The following is a 22,991-nucleotide window of genomic DNA, read 5'->3' as shown; positions in this document are numbered from 1 at the left end:
ACTTAAAGATTACTTATTATTTAAATTCTAAATGTCATTAATAAGTTTACTAATTAAACGAAATATCTTTAAACCTATACCACATCATCTAATCAAACATTTTATAACCCTAAATACCAGATTTTTTAGCTCAACAAACTCGCTCGCAAATATAACTCTTCCTTCCTCTTGTAGAAATTCATCCTCAGGCTTCTTTGAAGAAGAAGTCGAAATCATTTCACCTAAAATGCTCAATATAGTTTTTCTATCTTTCCCACTAATAACCATATTAACCAGTACTTCTCTAAGAGAATTATCCAATTTTTCCTTTCTCTCTAAAATATCCTGTAAATAATGATGAATTAGGGTAAGTTCTATATCCGTTTTAGTAGCTTTTATTCGCTCTAAGGTTTCATCATTCAAGAGATCATAAAAAAGCACTTTCAAAATTTTTGCATAAAAGGCCAAAAAATCTATAAACTTAGACAAACTAGATGCATCTCCCAAAATAATACTATCATCCCGCAATATTAACGTATGCAATATATACTCCAAACTGTAAATAGCCGATTTATCATAATTTAAACTTTCAAAAATAAAATCTGAATTAGGATAGGTTGGAAATATCTTTGATAGGGAAAATTTAAATTCAGGTTTAGGTTCACCATCTTTTAATTTAAATGTCCTACCATGAAGTTTAGCTCTTTGTACATTTACTAATCTGTTAATTATATAAAAAGTCACATACCGAGGAACAATATTTTTTACAATAGTTTCTAACCTTATAAATACCAAACCATCACATACATCAGCATTTCCCGAATCACCCAAACCTCTTCTTTTGCTATTTAAATCATCAACATTTTCACCACAAGAAAATATTACCAATATACATAATATAACACTAATTCTTCTCATAAATATTCCCTTTTTCGTATATAAATATACAAATATATATATGCATAAATTTAAACAATAATATTAAGAAACACAATGACACAATTTCACATTTGCATAAATACCCGTATTTTCTTGCATTTACACACATACTCAAGGCAAATCATTTAACAATTTGCATAACTAATTCTTGAATAGTTTTTGCAAGCTCATAATTATCAATAATTTTATTCTTAATCTCTCCATCATGAATAATTTTTTTAAGTTCAGAACCCATTAGCTTCTCATGATGCTTTGCATTTGCTGCTCTCTTTATAATATTTTGCAAATCAACGATCAATTCATCTCTTCCTTGCATAAACAATAATAATAGATTAGTAATCTCAGCAAGATTTTCCACTGTAACTTTACTGCTCATTTTAATTTTTTCTAATACATCACCACTAAAAGTATCTTTAACAAGATTAATCTGATATGCAAATTGCTCTAAATTAAATAGTAAAAGAGATACAATCCTTATACGCCTATTATTTTCTTTCCTTTCATCTTCAGAGAGAAACACGTGTTTCAAACTCAATCTTACATTTAACGCAGCAAATATATCTCTTAATGCCTCAATACAACTAATATCATATTTAAAAGCCATATAAATATTACGACTGCTATTAAATCCATTGCAAGTTGGATTTCTAGCATAACATGATAATTCCTTAACAATATCCCCACTATCCTCATCAATAACAAACATAGGATTAGAATTTGAGACAAAAACCGAATATTCAAAATTAAGTAATTTGTTAAAAAAAAGGAATAGTGATACTAGATCAAAATAAGCTTGATCTACTGAAGATCTAACAAATGGCACCAATTCAGATTTTAATTCAGAATTATCATCATTAAATTTTCTTTCAACTTTTGAAACAACACTAGAACCACATCCTAAAATGAAACCTACCATACATAAAAAAACCCCAAACTTTATCATAAATTTTCTACCTTTTTATTACCAGTATTATAACAAATGACACCAAAATTACATATACTACCATAAATTTATAATCCCATTATTCATAAATAATCCATAATAAATTGCAATTGTAACATAAATATAGTGACAAATTAATGTAAATTTAAATTTAAAAACTTTGCAAATCAAACTATATATGAAATATAAAGACCTAAGATTTTTGTATTTTTAGATAAATTTTTTGCCAACTTAAATTAATAAACATTACAAAAGACTAACTTTAGACGAATATTTAATTACAAACCTTTAGAAACAAATTCAACACATTTATTTTCAAAAACTTGAAAATAAATTGATTATAGAATTTCAAATTGCAAAATATAAATTCACAAAATACACACAATTACAAAAGATCAACTATTTCCACGATATCAAATAAAAGATAATGAATATTACGCATTACCTTATTAAGTTTTGAATATGAACTGGCCACAACTCTACTTAATTCTTTTAACATATCATCTTCATTGGTTTTCGATGCAGCAACCACTATAACATCTTTAAGCTTTAAAACCAAATCTTTAATAGCATCTATAAGTCGTACCAAATACTGGATAATTTTTTCAATATCACCATCATCTTTATATTGAAGGATTTCTAATTTCGATTTACTTAAAACATCTTCAAAAAGAGTTTGAATTGCATGCGAAATGTGCATTAAACCATTTAGCAAATTAGTGACAATCCTTGTATCTCTGTCGCCCATATGTTTAAAATTCAATATATCAAACACCCTTCCCAAACTACGAATAATGTCAAGATCATATCCCAATGCCTCATAAACATCATCTAAATCTGAAGGATAATAAATTTCAGTCAAGACCCCTTTAAAATTAATATTCAATCGCTCTTCTTTGGAAAAAAATGCAACTCGTTCTTTTTCAAGTTCTTGTTTAAATTGCATCAACACTTTATTTAAAGTACTAAAAGGCGATGTCATTCCATCCATATCATCCATATATTGCTCCTATTGTAAAAACTATTTGTCAATATAATACACACCATATACATTATATAATATACAAATGCCAATTAATTAACTAAATCAAAAAATATTAATTAATTAATACTTTTTGATTTAATCTTCAAAAGATTAAGCACAAGTATATCTTTTACTTACATTTACAAAATAAAAAATACAATATTCTTAAAAAGTTTTTATTTTCTATAAAAGATCAACCAACTCTGTAATATCAAACAAAAGATAATGAATACCACGAACACCACTATTAAACTTTGAATCTGACCCAGAGATCACTCTGGTCAACTCTTTTAATATACTTTCTTCATTAATCTTTGATGCAGCAGAGACTATAATAGCCTTAACTTGAAACATCAAGTCTTTTATTATTTCTATAAATTGATCCAAGCAAAGAATAATTTTTTTAATATCTTCTGCATCTCTTAACTTAAGCAAATTCAATTTTGTTTGATTGAAAATATCTTTAAAGAGAGCCTGAATTGAGTGCGAAACGCGCATCAAACCATTTAACAAATTCATAATAAGTTTTGTATCTCTATCATAAACATGTTTAAAATGCAATTTACTAAAAATCAAACCTAATCTGCCAATAATTTCAACATCATATCCCAACATCGTATAAATCTTGTCTCTGTCTGACTGATAATAAACAATATCATCTAATACTCCTTCAAAACTAATATCCAATTGATACTGTTTAGAAATAAATGCATAACGTTCACTTTCAAGTTCTTCTCTAAACCCAATTAAAATTTGTCGAAGTTCATTAAAATTTTGATCTCTTAAATCCATCTCTCCACTCCTTTGTGCAAGCAATATATTATTAGAACGCATACATTATACTACCAATTATATTATAAAAACAATACAATAAGATAATGTCATTAATTGAAAGTTTTCTTTTAAAATCTCAAATTGAATTGCAACATCAAATAACAAAATAAAATCAAATGTACTTATAGAAAAGTTTTTTTCTTGTAAGTTGAAAACTCTTTAAATTAAACACAATTAAATAATAATACTATTTAATTATAATTTAAATATATCATCCAATTTCTTCTCAATTTGCAAAACATTATCTACAATGCCAACCAAAATTTTACTTGACAATATATCAGTATTAGACCCAATTTGACTCTTTAAATAATTTATCATCTCCAACTTATTACCTCTTTTTGCAACTGCATTATTAATAAAACTTGCAATCTCTGACAGCAATGCTACTCTTGCCTTTATAAATTGATCTAAATGAAACACAATATCATCAAGCAAGTTTACTAATCCTGTTTCAAATCTCAACTGATCCCTAACTTTTCTCAAGTTCTTTTTGTTTAAATGCTTACCTAATAATACAAATCCATATCTTGTAACAGATTGCAATTGATCCAAAAACCTAACAGCAAGCTCAATATCCTTAGCATCACCCTTATCCATGCGTAAATTTAATGTGGACAATATTTCTACAACTTTTCCAGCAAGTTCACTATTACTTCCCAAAGTAGACATAATACTACGTCTGGCAGCATCCTCGCTAAATTTTAATATATCATTTCCACAAGTTTGGTTTTGTGGCAAAAAGGAAACTCTAAAATTAACAACATTGTCAAATTGTCTCTTAAATTCTGCCCTATAACTTTCAACCTTATACATCAATGTATTATAAACTTTTTCGATTTTTGAATCTGAAAATCTACTACATTCTGATGCACAAGATACGAATGTCACTGAAAATAAAACTAAAATACTCAAATAAAAAAATACCATGACAATTTTCTTCACATATTCTCCTTTGTTGTAATACTAGTAAGCAGTGCTTACATAAATTTTACATGACATGATACTACCATAACTAATATAGTTACCTCAAGCACAAATCAAATCATAAAACCAAAATTTCCATGCAAACTACTGCTTTTTTTAAACCAAAATACCCTATATTTTTTTACAAGTACCGTAATTATTAAAAATAATAGCACTATTCTTGAACATTAACCAAATTTTCAATTGATTTTGCTACAAACATCATCTTAACTATCGATTTTTTAATTTCTCCATTCTGCTCAACGATTTTTCTAAGTGCAGCTTGCATCTCAGATTTATCTGTTTTTGATTCTGCCAATACGATGTACTTATGCAATTGAGATGTCAAGTTTCGTCTCATGTACATCAACTCATCAAGAAAAACATTAATAGACCCAATATCATTCGATGTTATTAAATAATTCTTCTTGATTTTTTCTAAATTAAAAAAATTCAAATGATTATTGAGCACAACTTCCCTAACATAATAAGTAACATTATACAAAACATCCAATAAAGCAGAAGCAAGTCCTTTATCTAGTCTACTTAAATAAGATGGAACATTTGAATCTACCTTACTAACCAGCCTCTCTAATTTTTCAATAACACCAACATCATAACCCAAAGATGCATAAACCATATCCTTTTTATCATCACCATCAAATTTAGCAAATCGTTCAAAAAAAGGCATACTAAACTTATGCTTACCCTCAGCAAACAGTAAACTTTCATCTAAAAATTTATTCTTAAGTTTTTTCACTTTATTTGCAAGCTCATCATAAGCTTCTTCCCTAGTTTTGTTCAAATGCGACACTTCGGACAATGAATTGTCATTATGCAAAATCTCATCAATTTCATTTTGCAAAATTGAATTCTCCTCTTGTAAAACTTCATTTTTTTGAGATAAATTTTTCACTTTTTTTGGAACTGTTCGTACTTCTGAACTCTCCAAATCTCTTTGAAGTTCTGAGTGGTATTTGATTTCTGAATTCCAACCAAACATTATGAATAAGATCAACAATAAACATAATACGCACACTAATACAATGTTAAAATTTTTCATACATTCTCCTATTAAAATTAACTATAAAAATCACACAAGCTTTATTTTGCAAGCTGTGCTAAAATCGATATTTATCATCACATATTGTCATATAATCCACTAAAAACATTTACTCCAACTGATAAAATATCAATTTTAAAGAATCAATATTATTACAGAAGACAAAATACCCTTACCTTAAAAAAGGTCACAAATTAAAATAAGTTGATTAATAGGCTCTATATTTCAAGATTTAATAATATTTGACAGGCAGTTAAGCTATCCACCAATTAAGGCATTTTATTTCACTTAAAGGAAAACCAATCACTCAAACCCATAACTATTTTCCCAAATAAAAACAAGCTTATCAAAAATCTTTTGCCTTTAAACCCTCTAACCTTAAGCACAAATTATGAACATCAACTATTTAAAATAAAAAAACTTCAATCAACAGTAACAGCATCTTGAAAACGTGCAAAATTCAAATCAATACCAGCAAACAACCTGAATAAATCAAGATTATCCTTAAGCATCAATTGTACCTGAATGACTAAAAGCTCTTACAAATATAACAAGTAAAATAACAAAGATATATCAAGACGTAACTTTTGAAACATACCTCCTTTTAAAAAAATTATATTTAATCATTATATTCAATATTTACTTTATAAACAACCACATTATACTAAGAAATCGTATACTAACAAATAATATTTCTATACAAATAATCAAATTAATTTTAAAAAAATTTAATTTAATAAATTAAATCACTAATAAAGATAATAAAATTATGTTACAATCTTTTATACATTCTCCTCTTAAAAAATAAATTATTAAAACCAAATACACATGCTTGTCACATTGTAAGCAGTGTATATTATAAGTTTATATTCACAAATATCATACTAAAACCCAAATAAACAACACATATATAAAAAATGCAGCCGCAATAACATAAGTTAAAGCAAGCTGCATTGCAAAACACAAAAGAGAATATAGATTCGTTCATAATTAAAAAAACTAAGACATGTTTATAATAATTGCACTCATATTTTCTATGCTATCTCCTTCTTAAAACCACAAGAACAACTCCACATGCAAAACTGCAAACATCAGACAATTTTCATATCCTTTCCCACAAAAATACTTATATATACAAGACGAATAAGAAATAAAGACTTATTTTGATCTTTATCTCCATCCATTGCAATATTCAAACTCATAACTAAAGAGCTTTCAACAAAGCTCTAAGACTGTTAACACGATCTTGCATGCCTTCTAAAACATTAACAAGTACATTCTCATCTCCAACAAGTCTGCTCAATGTACTTAAAACATACTCTTTATTCACAAACTTAGTTTTAAGACTATCCATATTCTCTGCAACTACATTCATAACAAATTCAAACGAGTCTAAAACTAATTTTCTTATTCGCATAATATTCTTTAAACGCTTATAAATAATAGAAAGCAACTCTTGATCTGTAGCACGCTTAAGCCTATCTAAACAAGCCTTATGAAAATCTCCATATATCAATTGTATAGTAATATCTGATAATCTCTCTAAAAGCAATACAAACTTATTTGCAAGTATTGATTCATTAGAATCAACATTATCTAAATCCAATATCTTTAACATATTTTCCAAATTATACAAAAACGTACTTTTATGTTGCAAAGCCGCAATAACATTATGACGCGTAGCAATACTATCCTTCAATAAAGGCATCTTATGAAAAGGAAAAACCAAATCATTAACATTTTTGATCTGCCTATCTAAATTTAGTTTTTGATTTTTCTCTTCCATTTTATAATTTTCCAATATCAATAATATATCCGATATACCAAAAGAACCTCTCCTAAAATCTGCACTACGAGTAGTTCGAGACAGATCAACTGAAGAAACACTCCCAGAACTATATCCTTGACTTTTAGTAAGATCATCTTGTTTTGAATGATTACAAGCCAAAACCACCAGCACACTCAAAGAACTCACAATGATAAATCTCATTTTTCTCACGCTTTATCTCCTTCATTTAAAAAAGTTAAAAAATTTATATCTCATCAACCAAACTTTGAAATTCCAAGACTTATTGGAATTCAACAATTAAGAATTATAACACAACTATCATATTAATCAATACTATTATATTAATATAAGTAAATTAATTTAAAAAATTAACTAAATATACATAAATAAAATTTAAAAACGCCAAATAGGCATCTTTAAAGGCTAAACATTGCTTAAGGTATTATAAAATAATAATTTATTTAAAATTAAAAGCAAATACAATCATATACTCATAACCAAATCTAATTCAAATAAATTGATTGGCCAATGACACAATTTGACTTGATATATTATCTATAAAATCAACTGTACAAATTATGCAAATACAAAATTATATTTCACATACACCTACTAATTATAAATAACAAAAAAAGGACCATAAGGCCCTTTAATTTATCAATTAATTGTCGTCGTCTTCCTGCTCTTCATCTTGAACAGCTTGTCTACCATTAACGGCATTTAACCCATCAATAATATATTTATTATTATCTACAAAACGCTTCATAAAGTCCTTATCAACAACACCATTAACATTGATATCCCTTAATTTCTTTTCAATATCTTCATTACTGCTATTTACATCTATTGCCAATAAACGTTTATTCATAACAGATATTATTTCATCTCTTAAAATTAAAAATTCCTTTATAGAAGAAGCAATTTTTTTGAAATCATACATTGCTATAAGCTTATCTAAATTTTCATCACTAAATTCCTTACATAAAAGATCATGAAACTCTTTCCCAACTCTATTTAAACCGGTTAACAACACAGCAAACTCAATTGAAGGTTTTTCATTAAACTTATTTACAAGTAAATTTAAATGTTTTGCAACCTCAACATCATAACCCAATCCAGCATAAACACAATCTTCATCAAGATCAGCCATAACATCTTGATTATTAAAATATACAACCGAACTTTTAACCACTTTATTATAAAAGTCAAACTTATGTTCAGATTTGTCAAAGTTATCTTTTGCATCTTTAATTCTATTCTTATATGCTTGTAACAAAACTTTCACACTATTTACATCTTTCAATTCAAAATCCGCAAAGTTAAATTTTTCTTTTAACTTTTCATCTTTAGGCAAAGAATCTCCCAAAGGAGTCTGTGATTCTCCTGGAGTAATTCCAGAACCCAAATTACAAGATACAATAACAAATAATAATACATAAAATATAACTTTATACTTTTTCATATATTCCCACCTTTTTAAAATTTATCAAGACATTTTGAATCCTAAATAAGAATCATTATCTTTTAATAATATAATTTATACAATATAAAACATATTTTTGCAATACTTTCTAAACAAAAATCTAAAAAAAATTGAACTTACATTTAAATTTGCATTTTTTGAAAAATTGCCTTAAAAATACCTAAAAGATACAAACATTAGTATCCCCCTTTTTATAAGACAAATAGACTAATAGAAAAAAAAGAAAAAGGACCATTAGGTCCTTTAATTATAAATTTTTATCACATCTCTAATATTAATAGACTGTTTAAAAAAAACCAATCAAATCTGATCTTTAAAACCCATACAAATATACAAGAGTTTTTACAATATTTTCAAAACTACTGTTAAACGCCTCACCATGAAAACCTTCAAGACTAATATTATGTATTTCATTCAAAATATCTTCACTACTGCGATTCACATTTACCTCTAACATACGTTTTTTAATATCAGAGATAGACTCATTAACTGCATCTAAGTATCCCTTTATATAAGCAGCAATTTCCACAACATCGTATTTTTTTGCAACCCTATCTAAATTTTCATCACCAAGTCGCTCATCTAAAAAATCATCATATCCATGGAAATGAAAATCACTAAATAACAAATACAAAGATTTTAAATGCTCTTTGGAAATAGATTCTAAATCAAGCTTACTTATAAGTGCATCCACATGCTTTATAAGCTCTATATCATAACCCAATCCAGCATAAACATAATCTTCATTAAGCTTAATTTCTCCATCTACTTTTTCAAATACCCTCTTACTGAAATCAAATTTATAGCCAGATTGATCAAATTTATCTTTTGCTGCTTTCACCTTATTTTTATATTCGTGTACCAAAACTTTTAAAACGCTTGCATCATGATTTCCCTTTTGGTTTACATCTTGGTTCTCATTTTGGTTTACATTTTGGTTTACATTTTGATCTGCACTTTGAGATTCAACTGTAACATCATCTAACAAGGAAGTCGAACTTCTCGAGTCCTTAGTTTCAGGTAATGATGGTGTTTCCAAAGAAGATTGTAGCTCTTCTGAAGCAAAAACCTTAGCATTTAAATTGCAAAATACAGCAACAAACAACAAAACATAAAACATAAATTTGCATTTATTCATAATATTCCCACCTTTTTAAAATTTATCAAGATATCTAAATCCTAAATAAGAATCATTATCATTTGATAATATATTTATACAATACAAAATATATTTTTGCAATACTTCTTAAATAAAAACCTAAAAAAATTTAAAAAACTTGAATTTTTGGAAAATTGCCTTAAAAAATACCTAAAAGATACAAATTCTAGTATACTTCTAGGCATATATAAACTAAAGGAGAACAAAAAAGTAAAGGACAGAGTACTTTAAATCACATTCTAATGTGCTCAAAAGAACTTAATAAAACATCAAATAAGAACAAACTATTTAATATAAATTAAAATAATCATTTAACTACTTTTGAAATTGTTTTAGCCATATCTCTCATAAAATGCATACTTGCATTAATGTATTCATCATTCATAATATCTTCTAGCTGTTGCAAAATAGCCTGTTTTTTACCATTTGGATCTATTTCCAATATCATCTCTTTCATCCTTGATACAAGCGCTTGTTCTTTATTCATTGCATCTTCAAAAGCATCAGTGATTGCAGAAATAGCACTTACATCGCTGTTAGAACCAATTTTTTCCAAATCTTCATCTTTCAACTGAACATTAATGATTTCGTCAATTGATCCTGCAACTTCTTTTAGAAAATATAATAAATCATGAACAATCTTCGTATCTCCATCTTTTAAATCAGAAGTGATATCTAATCTTGCAATAATTCTAATCAATCTAGTCAAAGATGTAACATCACATCCAAAAGCAGAACACACACTAGTTATAAAATCTGGAAAAGAAAAAATTGACACAATTTCACCAAAAGGAATATCAATTTCACGAATTCCCTTCTTAAAATTATTAGCCGAATTAACAAATCTATCTCTATGTTTGAGTACCGTGCTTTTTAAACGTTCATAAGCCTCATTTCGCAACTCACTCTCGTCGTCAAAAATTATTGGATCGCACGCAAAAAAGAAAAAGATAAGAGAAAGCAAACATATGCCCAAAATTAAAAATACTCTCCTCAAAAAAATCCCCCTTCCCCAAAATCAAAAAAATTAAACTTCTTAAAACTAATTAGAATATTATTCAATATATATATATATTATTATATAATAAAATTATGTTATCAGGTCATTTAATTTAAAAAAATTATTAAAAAAATTAACAAAATTGTGATCTTTTAAAGGTATTAATAAAATTAAACAAAACAAAAAAAAACAAAAAAACTTTAAAAAAAATGAAAAAGAGCAAAAAAAGTAAAACAAACTTAATAAAAAACAAAAACATCTTAAATATAAAAGCAAAAGAAAAGACCAAAAAAAATGACAAAAAAAATGACAAAAAAAATGACAAAAAAGCTAAAAAAAAGATGGACAAAATAATAAAAGTAATCATAAAAACCCCCTAAACATCACACATAAATCAAACAAACGCTCACATAAAATCATCATCGCATAAAGGCTCAACACGCATAGGTTTGATATAACCATTACCTTTAGTTGAGAAAAAATCATGAGTCTTTGTATCAGTTCTAAGACCATTTAAAACCAAAGGATTGACATCAGTGTCTTTAATATTGAATTTAGGATCAAACCCCAAATTCATCAATGCCTTATCAGCATTATACCTAACAAAAACATCAACAGCCGATTCAAGGCCAATACAAGAATATAGCTCTTTGGTATATTCTCTCTCAAGAGCATAAAGCCTTTCTAAAATACGCACAACCTCTTTGTAGGCATATTCCTGTTCTTTAGTTGTCATCTTGTCAAACTCTTCTTGAGCCAAAAGACCCACAAACACCCCATGAACCGATTCATCACGTAATATTAAATTAATAATCTCACCACTATTAATCATTTTACCTTGCCCTGCAAGATAGAGAGGATAAAAAAAACCAGAATAAAATAAAAAAGTCTCAAGAAATACGGAAGTGCAAAGTGCATGATATAAACTCATTCTATCATGAATGTTATTATACCTATCCAAAATCAATTTTAATTTTTCTTGATAATTTTTATAAGTTTTAACCCAATCAAATATATAATCTATACGATCGATATTAGACAAACTTGAAAATATACTACTATAACTCTTAGCATGCATATGCTCCATAGCCCCCATAAACCCAAGAATTGGTTTATAATCCAGATTATCTATAGCTAAAGCTATACGTGGCATACCAACAGAACCTTGTTCTGTATCTAAGAGAGTAAGCCCACCTAAAACCTTTTCATAAACATCTCTCTCATCAATAGACAATGTATTCCAAACCAATTTATCATCAGAGATTGGAATCTCTTCATCAACCCAAAATTGCCTCACATTTTGATCCCAAAACATTTTGGTATAGCCATTATTAAGCCTATTCCAATTTATAGCTTCTCTACTTTTCATCAATAACTCTCCTCACAAAAACAAATCTCAAAATTAATAAATATTAACAAAGACTCTAAATAAATATACTAATAAACTATACTGAACAGAGAATACACTCATTTACTGAAAGATTTTTATTACGCGTATAATACAAACTTTTAAGTCCCTTATTTTTTGCATAAATATAAAGCTTTACAAGCTCTCTAGTACTAGTTTCATTTGTAACATAAAGCAGAGTACTAATCCCCTGGTCAACATGCCTTTGAGCCTCGCTTATCAGATCAATCAATTTCCTCATGTCCATATAATATGCAGACTTAAAGCAAATAGCATTCTCTCTGCTAAGATATGGCATTGGATAATAAGTTGTAGAATTTCCATAAACCCTAGCCTCAACAAGCTCAACAATGGGCATAAGCGATGTTGTTGCATTTTGAATATAAGATATACTCTGAGTTGGAGCAACAGCCAATCTATAGGCATGGTAAAGTCCATATTGTTGAACATCTCTCTTAAGATTTTCCCAATCACTCTTAGAAGGAATTTTAAGTGAACCAAATATTTCTTTTACAATTTCACTTTTTGGAGAAAAATCTTCATTAAGATACATATCAAAATAATTGCCATTATAATATTCGCTAAGCTTAAAATCCTTAAAAGGCGAATTTCTTTCTTTTGCAATATTCATACTGCTCTTTAGAGAATAAAAATTTAACAACATAAAAAACGTACGAACAAAATCCAAAGCCTCATCGCTCTCATAAGGAATTTTATTTTTAATCAAAAATCCATGCAAATTCATAACACCAAGACCAACAGCACGATAATCATCATTTGCTTTGCGTATGCTTGGAGCATTTTTAATGCTAGTCTTATCAACAACAGACGTAAGTGCCCTCATGGCCAAATCAACAGTAGATTCAAAATCACTGTTAATCACATTGACAATATTAAGTGAACCCAAGATGCAACTAACATCATATCCAACAACATCTCCATCACCATAATCACCAATAACAGAAGATGTCTGAATTTGAAAGATTTCTGTACAAAGATTAGACATCTTAATACGTCCAATTCCCTTTAGTGGATTGTTTAAATTACAAGCAGTTTGATACATGATATAAGGATAACCCGATTCAAACTGCAGCCTTGCAATACGAACAAGGATATCCCTAGCTGAGAGCTCTTTTTTCATAATACGAGGATTATTTGCAAGCAAATCGTATTCCAAATCAAAATCAATCTCATTCATCACAAGACCAGTTTCTTTATAAATTGAATGTGGAGCAAATGCATAATACGCCCTACCCTGCTTTGCAAGTTCAAAGAACTTATCTGGAATTATGACTCCCAATGATAATGTCTGCACACGACTCTTTTCATCAGCATTAATCTTTTTTGTATCCAAGAAATCTTCAATATCATAATGAAAAATATTTAAATATACAGCACCAGCACCCTTTCTTTGACCCATCTGATCTGCATAATTAAATCCATCTTCTAAAAGCTTCATAACTGGAATAACACCTTTTGCAACATTAGCAATGCCCCGTATCTCCTCTCCCCTAGCCCTAAGATTTGAAAGATTTAAAGCAACACCCCCACCAATTTTTGAAAGCTGCATTGAAGATGAAATATTAAAAGTAATACTATTAAGCGAATCTGCAACCTCCAATAAGAAGCAAGACACAAGCTCACCTCTAACACACTTACCAGCATTTAAAAAAGTGGGAGTTGCAGGCTGGTATCGCTGCCTTATCATATCTAGAGCAAGTTTTAATGCAAAATCAAAACAACCATCAGCAAGAAACAGACTAACTGCAATAATTCGATCTTCATAAGATTCAAGATAAGTGTCATTTACTTTTAGTGCATAATCTTTATAAAACTTTGACGCACTCATATAAGATTGAAACTTAAAGTCTTCAGCATAAACAGCATTATGTATTTCAAGTATCTGATCTTCAGAATACTTTTGATAAAAATCTTCATATAATCTGTTATCAATCAAATAATGCATTCTTTCATTTGGATTTTTAAATTTTAAAGACTTACTCCCAATCTCTTCTAAAAAAACACCCAAAGCTTCAAGATCTCGCTCCAATCTATAAAACCCGTCCTTTAAAACCATAATCTCATTATTTAACTCTAAGTGTCTCATCATTAATCCTTTTTATAAAATTATTAACATCGTGTGATGTTCCAGACAATTCAAACTTTAGTATCTCAGGAACACCATACTCATCTCTTATTAAATTTACAGCATTACAAAATGAATCACCCCAATTTCTATTTCCACTACCAGCAACGCCAATCATAAATTTAAAATTATGCTTTAAAAATTTATCAACCTCAGATGGAATTTTTCCAAATGAAATAGTATAAGTCAGAAGAACATAAGGCTCACTCACAATTTCATCACCAGTCACAATACGAACAATATTTTCAAATCCCGTCTTTTCAATAAAACGCCTTACATTTCCAGTTTTTGAAGCATAAACTACTAAAATACACTCACCTCTCTAAAAATATTAAAAACAACAATTTATAAAAAAACAAATAAATTACTACAAATTAAGTTTTTCTTTTAACCTATCTAAACTTTTTTGTGGTAAATTAATTTTTGTTAAATCCAATGCCTTTCGAATTTCACATACCTCTTCACTCGAGAGCATCACTCCTCCCAAAATATGCTTTTTAAAACTACTGGTTGCCAATGGTACAACCAAGTCAACAATCTTAAGCAAAACATCAGCATATTCTCTTATCTCTTTTTGTGCATGTCCCGATGCTCTGAGTTTAATAAAACGAAACAAATTATTAAGATCAATTTGCCAATACCATTCGGTATATAAACTTAAAGGCAAAGTTATTCTTGCAAGCTCCCTGGAGACATCTTTTTTAATCATATCATCATAAATTTGATAAGCATTTTTATAATTCTCATTAAGACCATCTAAAACAGATAAAGCAATATCACATTCAATATCCTCTTCTGATCTACCCTGTTTATTTACTACACTCTGCCTCTTAATATCTTCCCTTAATGGCACATAAAATTCTTCACGCATAATACTATAACGTCCTGAAACTTCATTAATTCTTGAAGTCCGATGTCTCATCCACTGCCTTGCAACAAATATTGGAGCCTTAACATGAAAAGTAAAAACCACTTGCTCAAGCGGACTTGTATGTTCATTTCTAATCAAATAGTCAATAAGACCAGCATTGTCTCGCTTTGCCTTAGAATCCCTATAAGAAACTCTAGCAGAATTAACTATCCGGTTATCACTGCCCATATAATCAACAAGCCTCAAGAAACCTTTATCTAGAACCTTATATTCTCGATCCAATATCTCTTCTGCCCTATCCACATAATCGCGCATAAAACTGCCCTACCTAATAAAATTTTTTTAAAAACCTAACAAATTATCGTCTGAGTATTAAGTCACAAAAGCAAATACAAATATATCAGTAAACTATAAATGACTTACAGACGCTTTAAGAACAACACTCATAGTAAATTACCTTACCTTAAAAATAACCATAAAACATTAAAACACCTTAATTCTTCATAAACTTCAATTTTGAGCCTATCAAAATTAAAATAAGAATCAACATAAAAATTAATAGATACATGTTAACACAAAACTATTCAATATTAAACAAGCTATTTTACTTGCAAATGCATATATAATTTATAAGAATTTTGTACGCAATCTGCATGCACTTAGAGACAAAAAAAAATAAAAGAAAAATAAATAAATTACAATAAACCAATATCAATTACAAATTACACAATAAAAATTAAAAAAATAAATAAAATATTCTCAAAAATATATCTTTTTCATGATAAAATAAAGAATTTGGAGGGGATAAAATGAAAAAAATAATTATTTTAATATGTGGATTTATAATATCATTACAAGTAACATCTTGCTTTTTGGATGGCAATTATGAACATACAAAAACACAAATTACCGATGCATTAAACAATATTATAAATCCACATAAACACGATCATCAAAATCAAGATAAAGACGATAAATCAGATTTAGAAAATGAATTATTTGCAAAAAAACACGATACATTTGAATTACTCGAAGGACAAAAAGAGCAATGTATGTGCATAAGCTGTTGGTGGTGTAGCTGCGCAAGAAAACCAAAAAAATGCTATATTACTTGGATGAAGATTAAAGCCAAAGACATTATTGGCACAGACAAAAAGACAATAGAAACACTAAAAGATAAACTTAAATATTCATATTCAGTATCACCTATAAAGTACAATCAAGATTACAGCAAATACGTTATGCCATTAATACTCTTTGAAACTTTGGATGAAAACATTGAAGTTACATCATTTAAATTGACAAATCATCCAAACCTAGACTTTAACAATAAGAATGTTCTTGGTGGTCTTATGCAAGGAATACCTAAGGTAGAAAAATCATCGGAAGATGGATACAAGAATGTATATCCTTATGGCATACTCAATGCATTAAGTCCAACTGGTGGAGCAGAGTTGATATCTGCTTTCAAAGCCCTATATCAAGATGGCAAATGGAATTTTATGGATGCCGAAATTAAAGTAAAAGATAAAACTTCAAATCAAGAAACAACTCACAATATATTACTCAATGGAAAATTATTCAATGAATTTATTAAAGAGGTAATCAAAAAACACCAAGGCACAACTACTGCAAATACCAAATTCCAAGTACCCATTAACAACTGATCTTAAGATATAAAAATTAAATCTAATACTTAAGAGCACAAACATTTCTTAAGCATCAAGCACTTCTTCTGGAAATACTTGATGCTTCTTTTATAAAAACTACATTGAATCCGAGTAAAATGCTTTAAAATTTTGTTTAAAATCTTTCAATTATTTAAATAATTTCTATTTAAGACAACTTGTTTTATAAACAAAAATTATTTATATTATACTAATTGTTTATATTGTAATAAGGTACAAATATTAAACGACTTTAAAAAAGAGATCAAAAAAACATTAAAAAAGTTATAAGTTAAGGGGGTAAAGAAGTGATAAAAATCATCATCTTACTATTGATTTTAGTGTCGTGTAATCTGCACAATACAGACAAATCATTACAACAAGAAGGAAAAGATAAAAATGGAATTTATATTCCTCAGTTCAGGACAATAGGACGCCATGGTCTTGATCATCTACACAACAGTAATACAGAAGATAAAGAAGACCCGAATGCAATGCAACTAACAGAGGGTAGTTTAAACGTATGTTTAATGGTAACTGGTCACTGGTGGTCATATAATAGAAATTACTGTAAGATTACTTGGATCAAAACCAATTCACAAAATCTCATTGATCCAGATGCACAAGAATCAAAAATATTTCAGGGTAAATTTAAATACTCATACGCAGTGGCACCAATCAAAAGCCATGATGAGTATAGTCAATACGTTATGCCACTAATATTATTTGAAAGCCTAGTTGAGTATATTCAGATACGGTCATTTAAATTGCTAAAAAACACCCTGGTCGATCTGGATTTTCGCAAAGGAGCCATGCAAAATATGAGAAACGATGTCGCCAATCAAGTGGAAAAATCAATTCAAGCTCAAGGCTATAAAAAAGTATATATTTATGGGTCGCTTTACGCACTCTATCCAAATGGTGGAAAGGCATTACTAGACATTATTAAAACACATTACGAGAATAATCGGTGGTCATTTATGAAAGCAGAACTTACAACTTATGATGAAATTACAGATAAAACAAGTACAAACATAATACTCTTAAACACCCAAAGATTTAATGAATTCTTAAAAGAAGTTACAAAAAGACACCCAGCAACAAAAATAGCAAATACAAATTTCAAAGCACCAGTTGACTAACTGATCACCAAGTTAACTAGACTGATCACCAATTGGTGATCAGTTGTTAATATTAAATTGTTAATATTAACGATTTAATATTAACAATTTTAAACAGAAATATTTTGAAACGGCAATAAATTAAATACATCAAATTTAATACCAAACACCCCAATTAACAAACATTAAAATTAATACACATGCAAAACATCATAAACACGTCTCTTTAGAGGTTTAAATAGCTCTGAACAATTAGCCGATTTAAGCGCCCAATAAGCCCCACTATAACCATTATCACCACTACAAGCAACTTTTAAAGTTTTTAAATATTCTCTCTCTTGCATATCAAGTTGTACTTCAAATGAATCGCGATTCAAATTTCCATCCGCAAATTCATATATGGCATCAAGTATTGAATTTCTAATACCTAAAGTCACAACAATATCAGCAATTGCCTCTTTTACCTTAGAAGCATTAAGAATAACTAAAAATTCATAAAACTCATCATCACTATAAGTACGTATATCTGACATACCCTCTGCAACACTAGAATCTGTCAATGCACTCCTTAAAAACCTAACTGCCTGCTTTTCTTCATCTGATAGATCAAAATCCGAAATCAACCTTTCTAATGAAGCATTGTCAAAGCTAACACCAATATCAAAATCGCTATCAATAATATCCTGAATAGCAATATCATGAGAATCATAAAACTCATAAGAATCGCTAAATAAACCAAAATTACTTGCATACTCCTCACCCGTACAACAAAAAAACAAAACAAAAAACAGGGCCCAATTATCAAGAATTTTCATAATTTTAATATCTCCTTCTACTTAAGAAAAGATATCTCATTAATGTTAATTTAATGGGTATTAATAAAATTATTTAATTAAAATTAAATCAATATTTAGCCAAAACAATATTTAAGTACATGTAATAAGTACATATACAGATTAAAACCAAAAACAACATAAAATAAATTCAAATAAACGAAAATAAATTAGAACAAACTAAAATAGATTAAACAAATTTAAAATATTCAAGAAACACCAGAAGTATTTCCAGTTGCAAAAGTAGGAGCTCCGCTGGAACTAACATAAGTTATACTTCCAGCAGAATGAGTATGACTTTCAAACAACCTACCATTGATATACAAATTACCTTTAAGTTCAATCCTCTCAGCTTCAATAACTAAAGATTTAAGAGAAATCTTAGCATGATCCCCATCACAAATCATATTTGTCAAATTAAAAGCAGAGTTTTCACTTGCAATATCAAGCTTACCCACATTAATCTCAAATCTATCCACATTAATTCCCAAATTTTTAGGAGTCAGCGCATTTAAGATATAAAAATAATGCTTATCAAAGTAATTATTGTCATCCTCATTAAAAATGTTAATGCTACTTTGAAGCAAAACCACCCTATCACCTTCTGAAAGCTCAAGTTTTAAATTTGAAATATTACGAGTTAAAATATGCAAATCTTCATATTCTTCAATAATAACAATTCCCTCTTGCCGCTCAAAATCAAACTCCTCAACCATGCCAATACGACAAATAAATATATTATCTTGCAAATATCTCTTAATATCTTCAAATATCGAATTCCCACTTAAATTTCCAAGTCTTCTTGAAATTTCATAATTATTTTGCATAAAATCCTCCTTATTAAAAATTCAAATAAAAACATTATAAAATCAAGTAAAAATAAATAATAAATTAAATTACCAATATTTATAAAACATTAGATTCGTCATAAAGACTTAATTTTAATATACAATTACCCACATTACTAAGTTCAGCACTAGTCTGTTGAACAATAGTCTTTATAACCTTTCCATGCCTATCATTAAATTGGATCAAATCTCCAACTTTAATTTTATCTGTAAAGAGAACAGAAACATTCCAAAAATTAATAGACGCCCTACCCACAAATCTCATTTCTTTTTGTGGAGAAAAAATAGGTACAAAATCTGCAAGTTTTTGGTGGCTTTGAAGGCTGCCAAATCCATTAAAATTAATGAATATAAATTTAGTATCAACCTTAAAATCCAAATTTCCAATATCAACAAAAATCAATTGAACATATCGCCCAATAAGTCTTTCTACAAATTCTACTAAAGTAGATACGTAAAAACCCTCAACAATCATACTCTCTTTATCTTGTTCACTCAGATACATAACGGCTTGGCCTGGCAATGCCAAATCAATTGCATCTTTAAGAGACTTACCTGTGTAATCTTTAACATCAAGTTTTTTGTTAAAAAATGTATCTTGAGACAAAAGATAAATATCAAACTGAGAAACAACATCACCATTTTGACAATCAAAATTAATGAGAGCACCCATATATCCAGCCATCACAAATCTAAAACCTAAATTGTCTTCATGTGCAAATTTTTTATAATATATTCTAACAACATCCCCATGTTGTAACGCCTTACTAAAATTCAAAGGCACATTAAACAATTTAACGCAAGCTTTTTTCCAACGTAGAGAACCTACATAGGAATATTCATTACTAATTAAAATTTTAACAATGGGTGCTCCATTTTTTGTCTCTATTACTAATTTAGGTCTCTGTTCAGAAACAAGATCATTGCCATAAAACTCTATTTTAAAGTCATATTGAAATAACAACATATAATTCCCTATCTATTTCAAAAATAATCTTCGATTACATCTCCAACTACAATCTCCGATTACGTCTTAGATATAGTCTTAAATTACATTTGAGACTATATCAATACTCACAAAAACCTATTAAATTTTCAAGACTCTTTAAATTTATCAATTATCATCATGCTCCCTATTTCTCCTATAAGGCACAGGTTTGTCACCAAGCGGTCTTACAAGAGGTCTTATAAAATTTGGTCTAACATCACTACCAGGTCTTCTAAGACTAGGTCTTGTACTACTTGGTCTTAAATTTCCCCTCCTAATATTAGTTGGTTTAACACCCTTTACCCGCGATTTGGAACTGTCCTGCTCTTGAAGAGATCTAGGAATTGGCTGTCTTGGAGCAGATTGCTGCGCACGACTCTCATAATCAGAGCTTGACCGCTGACTTCTTGAAGAGCGATTTGCTGCTGCACTCTCAGAACTTGGTCTCTGACTTCTTGAAGAGCGATTTGCTGCTGCACTCTCAGAACTTGGTCTCTGGCTTCTTGAAGAGCGATTTGCTGCTGCACTCTCAGAGCTTGGCCGCTGGCTTCTTGAGAAACGACTCTCCGATCTGTCATAGCTTGGAACAACACCATACGTTCTCTCTCTTTCAAGATAATCAAAATCATCTTCAGAATTATTATCATATCTACTAACAGGAGTTCCCTTGCGACCATTTGCGGTTAATGCAATACCAAGTTTTTGCTTAATATAGTTTTCAACAAACTCAATTTCTTTAATCTGCAATTTAATAAATAACTTGGTATAATCTGGATTTTTAATCCAAGTTTTATTGCTAAAAGTCAAAACTCGATGTCTATACCTACCAAAAGAATCTTCCATAGGGATCTCTATTAATTGTTTAAATCTATTATCAGTTTCAGTAAAAACATCATCATCAAAATACTGACCATAATCTCTTAAAAACTCATCTTCCACTTGCAAAAAAAGATTATCTCGTATCAAATTCACAAGACATTTATAATAACCCTCAAGCTCTAAAATTTTAGACAGAATCTGTTTTGCCTTACCATTTTTATTTGGATCATCAACATTCACCAAAAGGCCATCTATAACTTCATAACTTGCCTCATAGGCTTCTTCAATATCTCTCTCAAAATTCCAACTGGCAAAATCAAAAGGCCTAACTAAAGGCGATGAAGAATTAGCATTAAGATTAGAAAGCACAAAGAATAAAAATACAATACATTTAAATTTAAATTTAGCCATAAACATTCTCCTAAATAAGATTATCATATGAATAATTGTATAATTATATTTTAACCTTTATAAGTAAAAAAATTAAAAGTTTTTAATATTTTAATTCGCAAACTAACATTAATCTCTTCAATGAATGCAGTATCCATAAATTTTAAAGAATTAATAATAGCAACTTCATGAAATCCAAGCAATGGACCATAAACAGAATAATAAGCACCCATCTTAAATTTTTCCCTAAAATGCAATTTTACAAAATTGGTATCAAACTCCAAAACACTATTTGCAAAAGATGTTTTTTTTAAAAGTTCAACCAAACCCTTATCATAAACAGAAGACAAAATCCCATTAGAAATATTAATTATCTCTGGATTTGATGAAACATTATAATTAAAAAACTCACCCTGAGCACTATCAACATTAACGGCTGCCTGTTCATTACTGATATTACTAAAACTTTCCTCAGGAGGTTTTGATTTTGGCAAAATAACAAATAATTGAGGCACATACACAGACCCTTTAAAATCGGGACGAGGAAATAGAACGATAAAATTGGGTGAGACTGCAAGACTAAAAGTATTATTAACCACCTCCAAAATCATTGATGTTATATTTCCACTTGAAATATTAAATTTACTTAACATATAAATATCCTCATCAATTTTATTAACAAAATTTACTAACAAAACCATTTAAAATCACAAAAACAAAA

21 protein-coding genes are annotated in these 22,991 nt (G+C 28.7%); 2 read left to right on the top strand and 19 right to left on the bottom strand.

Going from position 1 to position 22,991, the window contains the following annotated elements; genetic code table 11:
- Positions 1-84: 84 nt before the first annotated feature.
- The 14 genes from U881_RS10960 to thyX all read right to left on the bottom strand — a co-directional run bounded on the left by U881_RS10960 (position 85) and on the right by thyX (position 15,919).
- Positions 85-897 (bottom strand): hypothetical protein, encoded by an 813-nt coding sequence (locus U881_RS10960; protein WP_024653738.1) that lies wholly within the window; start codon positions 895-897, stop codon positions 85-87.
- A 142-nt stretch (positions 898-1,039) separates the two neighbouring features.
- Positions 1,040-1,834: a hypothetical protein gene (locus U881_RS10955; RefSeq protein WP_235048150.1), complete on the bottom strand. Its 795-nt coding sequence runs from the start codon at positions 1,832-1,834 to the stop codon at positions 1,040-1,042.
- A gap of 412 nt (positions 1,835-2,246) precedes the next feature.
- A complete protein-coding gene (locus U881_RS0106580; RefSeq protein ID WP_235048149.1) occupies positions 2,247-2,861 on the bottom strand; it encodes a hypothetical protein in 615 nt (204 codons plus the stop codon).
- A gap of 207 nt (positions 2,862-3,068) precedes the next feature.
- Entirely contained in the window at positions 3,069-3,677 is a 609-nt protein-coding gene (locus U881_RS0106575) for a hypothetical protein (protein WP_024653736.1), read from the bottom strand.
- A gap of 237 nt (positions 3,678-3,914) precedes the next feature.
- Positions 3,915-4,664 (bottom strand): hypothetical protein, encoded by a 750-nt coding sequence (locus tag U881_RS13340; RefSeq protein ID WP_024653735.1) that lies wholly within the window; start codon positions 4,662-4,664, stop codon positions 3,915-3,917.
- 196 nt (positions 4,665-4,860) lie between these two features.
- Positions 4,861-5,748 carry a hypothetical protein gene (locus tag U881_RS0106565; RefSeq protein WP_024653734.1) on the bottom strand — a complete coding sequence of 296 codons (888 nt, stop codon included), beginning with the start codon at positions 5,746-5,748 and terminating at the stop codon, positions 4,861-4,863.
- Between the two features lie 1,204 nt (positions 5,749-6,952).
- Positions 6,953-7,738, bottom strand: a complete 786-nt coding sequence (locus U881_RS0106550) for a hypothetical protein (RefSeq protein WP_235048155.1) — start codon at positions 7,736-7,738, stop codon at positions 6,953-6,955.
- Between the two features lie 460 nt (positions 7,739-8,198).
- On the bottom strand, positions 8,199-8,999 hold the full coding sequence (locus U881_RS0106545) for a regulator of G-protein signaling domain-containing protein (protein WP_024653732.1): 801 nt from the start codon (positions 8,997-8,999) through the stop codon (positions 8,199-8,201).
- A 334-nt stretch (positions 9,000-9,333) separates the two neighbouring features.
- Entirely contained in the window at positions 9,334-10,158 is an 825-nt protein-coding gene (locus U881_RS0106540; RefSeq protein ID WP_024653731.1) for a hypothetical protein, read from the bottom strand.
- A gap of 328 nt (positions 10,159-10,486) precedes the next feature.
- Positions 10,487-11,176, bottom strand: coding sequence for a hypothetical protein (locus U881_RS0106535; protein WP_024653730.1), 690 nt, complete (start codon positions 11,174-11,176; stop codon positions 10,487-10,489).
- 409 nt (positions 11,177-11,585) lie between these two features.
- Positions 11,586-12,548, bottom strand: a complete 963-nt coding sequence (nrdF, locus tag U881_RS0106525) for a class 1b ribonucleoside-diphosphate reductase subunit beta (protein WP_038363914.1) — start codon at positions 12,546-12,548, stop codon at positions 11,586-11,588.
- A gap of 76 nt (positions 12,549-12,624) precedes the next feature.
- A complete protein-coding gene (gene nrdE, locus U881_RS0106520; RefSeq protein ID WP_235048148.1) occupies positions 12,625-14,697 on the bottom strand; it encodes a class 1b ribonucleoside-diphosphate reductase subunit alpha in 2,073 nt (690 codons plus the stop codon).
- Positions 14,672-14,998: a class Ib ribonucleoside-diphosphate reductase assembly flavoprotein NrdI gene (gene nrdI, locus U881_RS0106515; protein WP_235048154.1), complete on the bottom strand. Its 327-nt coding sequence runs from the start codon at positions 14,996-14,998 to the stop codon at positions 14,672-14,674. Before nrdI ends, nrdE begins: the two co-directional genes overlap by 26 nt.
- A 102-nt stretch (positions 14,999-15,100) precedes the next feature.
- Positions 15,101-15,919, bottom strand: coding sequence for an FAD-dependent thymidylate synthase (gene thyX / locus U881_RS0106510; protein ID WP_024653725.1), 819 nt, complete (start codon positions 15,917-15,919; stop codon positions 15,101-15,103).
- A 494-nt stretch (positions 15,920-16,413) separates the two neighbouring features.
- On the opposite strand from thyX, the gene U881_RS0106505 reads away from it, so the two are divergent.
- Positions 16,414-17,271, top strand: a complete 858-nt coding sequence (locus U881_RS0106505) for a S2/P23 family protein (RefSeq protein ID WP_024653724.1) — start codon at positions 16,414-16,416, stop codon at positions 17,269-17,271.
- A gap of 308 nt (positions 17,272-17,579) precedes the next feature.
- Complete coding sequence (locus U881_RS10950; protein ID WP_024653723.1) at positions 17,580-18,413, top strand: BB0158 famile outer surface lipoprotein; 834 nt, start codon at positions 17,580-17,582, stop codon at positions 18,411-18,413.
- Positions 18,414-18,583: 170 nt separating this feature from the next.
- Here U881_RS10950 and U881_RS10945 read toward each other — a convergent pair whose 3' ends face one another.
- The 5 genes from U881_RS10945 to U881_RS0106475 form a co-directional block, all read right to left on the bottom strand.
- Positions 18,584-19,207: a BTA121 domain-containing protein surface lipoprotein gene (locus tag U881_RS10945; RefSeq protein WP_235048147.1), complete on the bottom strand. Its 624-nt coding sequence runs from the start codon at positions 19,205-19,207 to the stop codon at positions 18,584-18,586.
- Between the two features lie 227 nt (positions 19,208-19,434).
- A complete protein-coding gene (locus tag U881_RS0106490) occupies positions 19,435-20,052 on the bottom strand; it encodes a DUF777 family protein (protein WP_024653722.1) in 618 nt (205 codons plus the stop codon).
- A 79-nt stretch (positions 20,053-20,131) separates the two neighbouring features.
- On the bottom strand, positions 20,132-21,040 hold the full coding sequence (locus U881_RS0106485) for a DUF693 family protein (protein WP_024653721.1): 909 nt from the start codon (positions 21,038-21,040) through the stop codon (positions 20,132-20,134).
- A gap of 147 nt (positions 21,041-21,187) precedes the next feature.
- On the bottom strand, positions 21,188-22,291 hold the full coding sequence (locus U881_RS0106480; RefSeq protein WP_235048146.1) for a hypothetical protein: 1,104 nt from the start codon (positions 22,289-22,291) through the stop codon (positions 21,188-21,190).
- 50 nt (positions 22,292-22,341) lie between these two features.
- Positions 22,342-22,971: a DUF792 family protein gene (locus U881_RS0106475; protein ID WP_024653719.1), complete on the bottom strand. Its 630-nt coding sequence runs from the start codon at positions 22,969-22,971 to the stop codon at positions 22,342-22,344.
- Between the last annotated feature and the right edge of the window lie 20 nt (positions 22,972-22,991).

Origin of the sequence: Borrelia persica No12, assembly GCF_000500045.1 — a bacterium.
GTDB lineage: Bacteria > Spirochaetota > Spirochaetia > Borreliales > Borreliaceae > Borrelia > Borrelia persica.
This window is presented reverse-complemented; position numbering and strand designations above follow the sequence as displayed.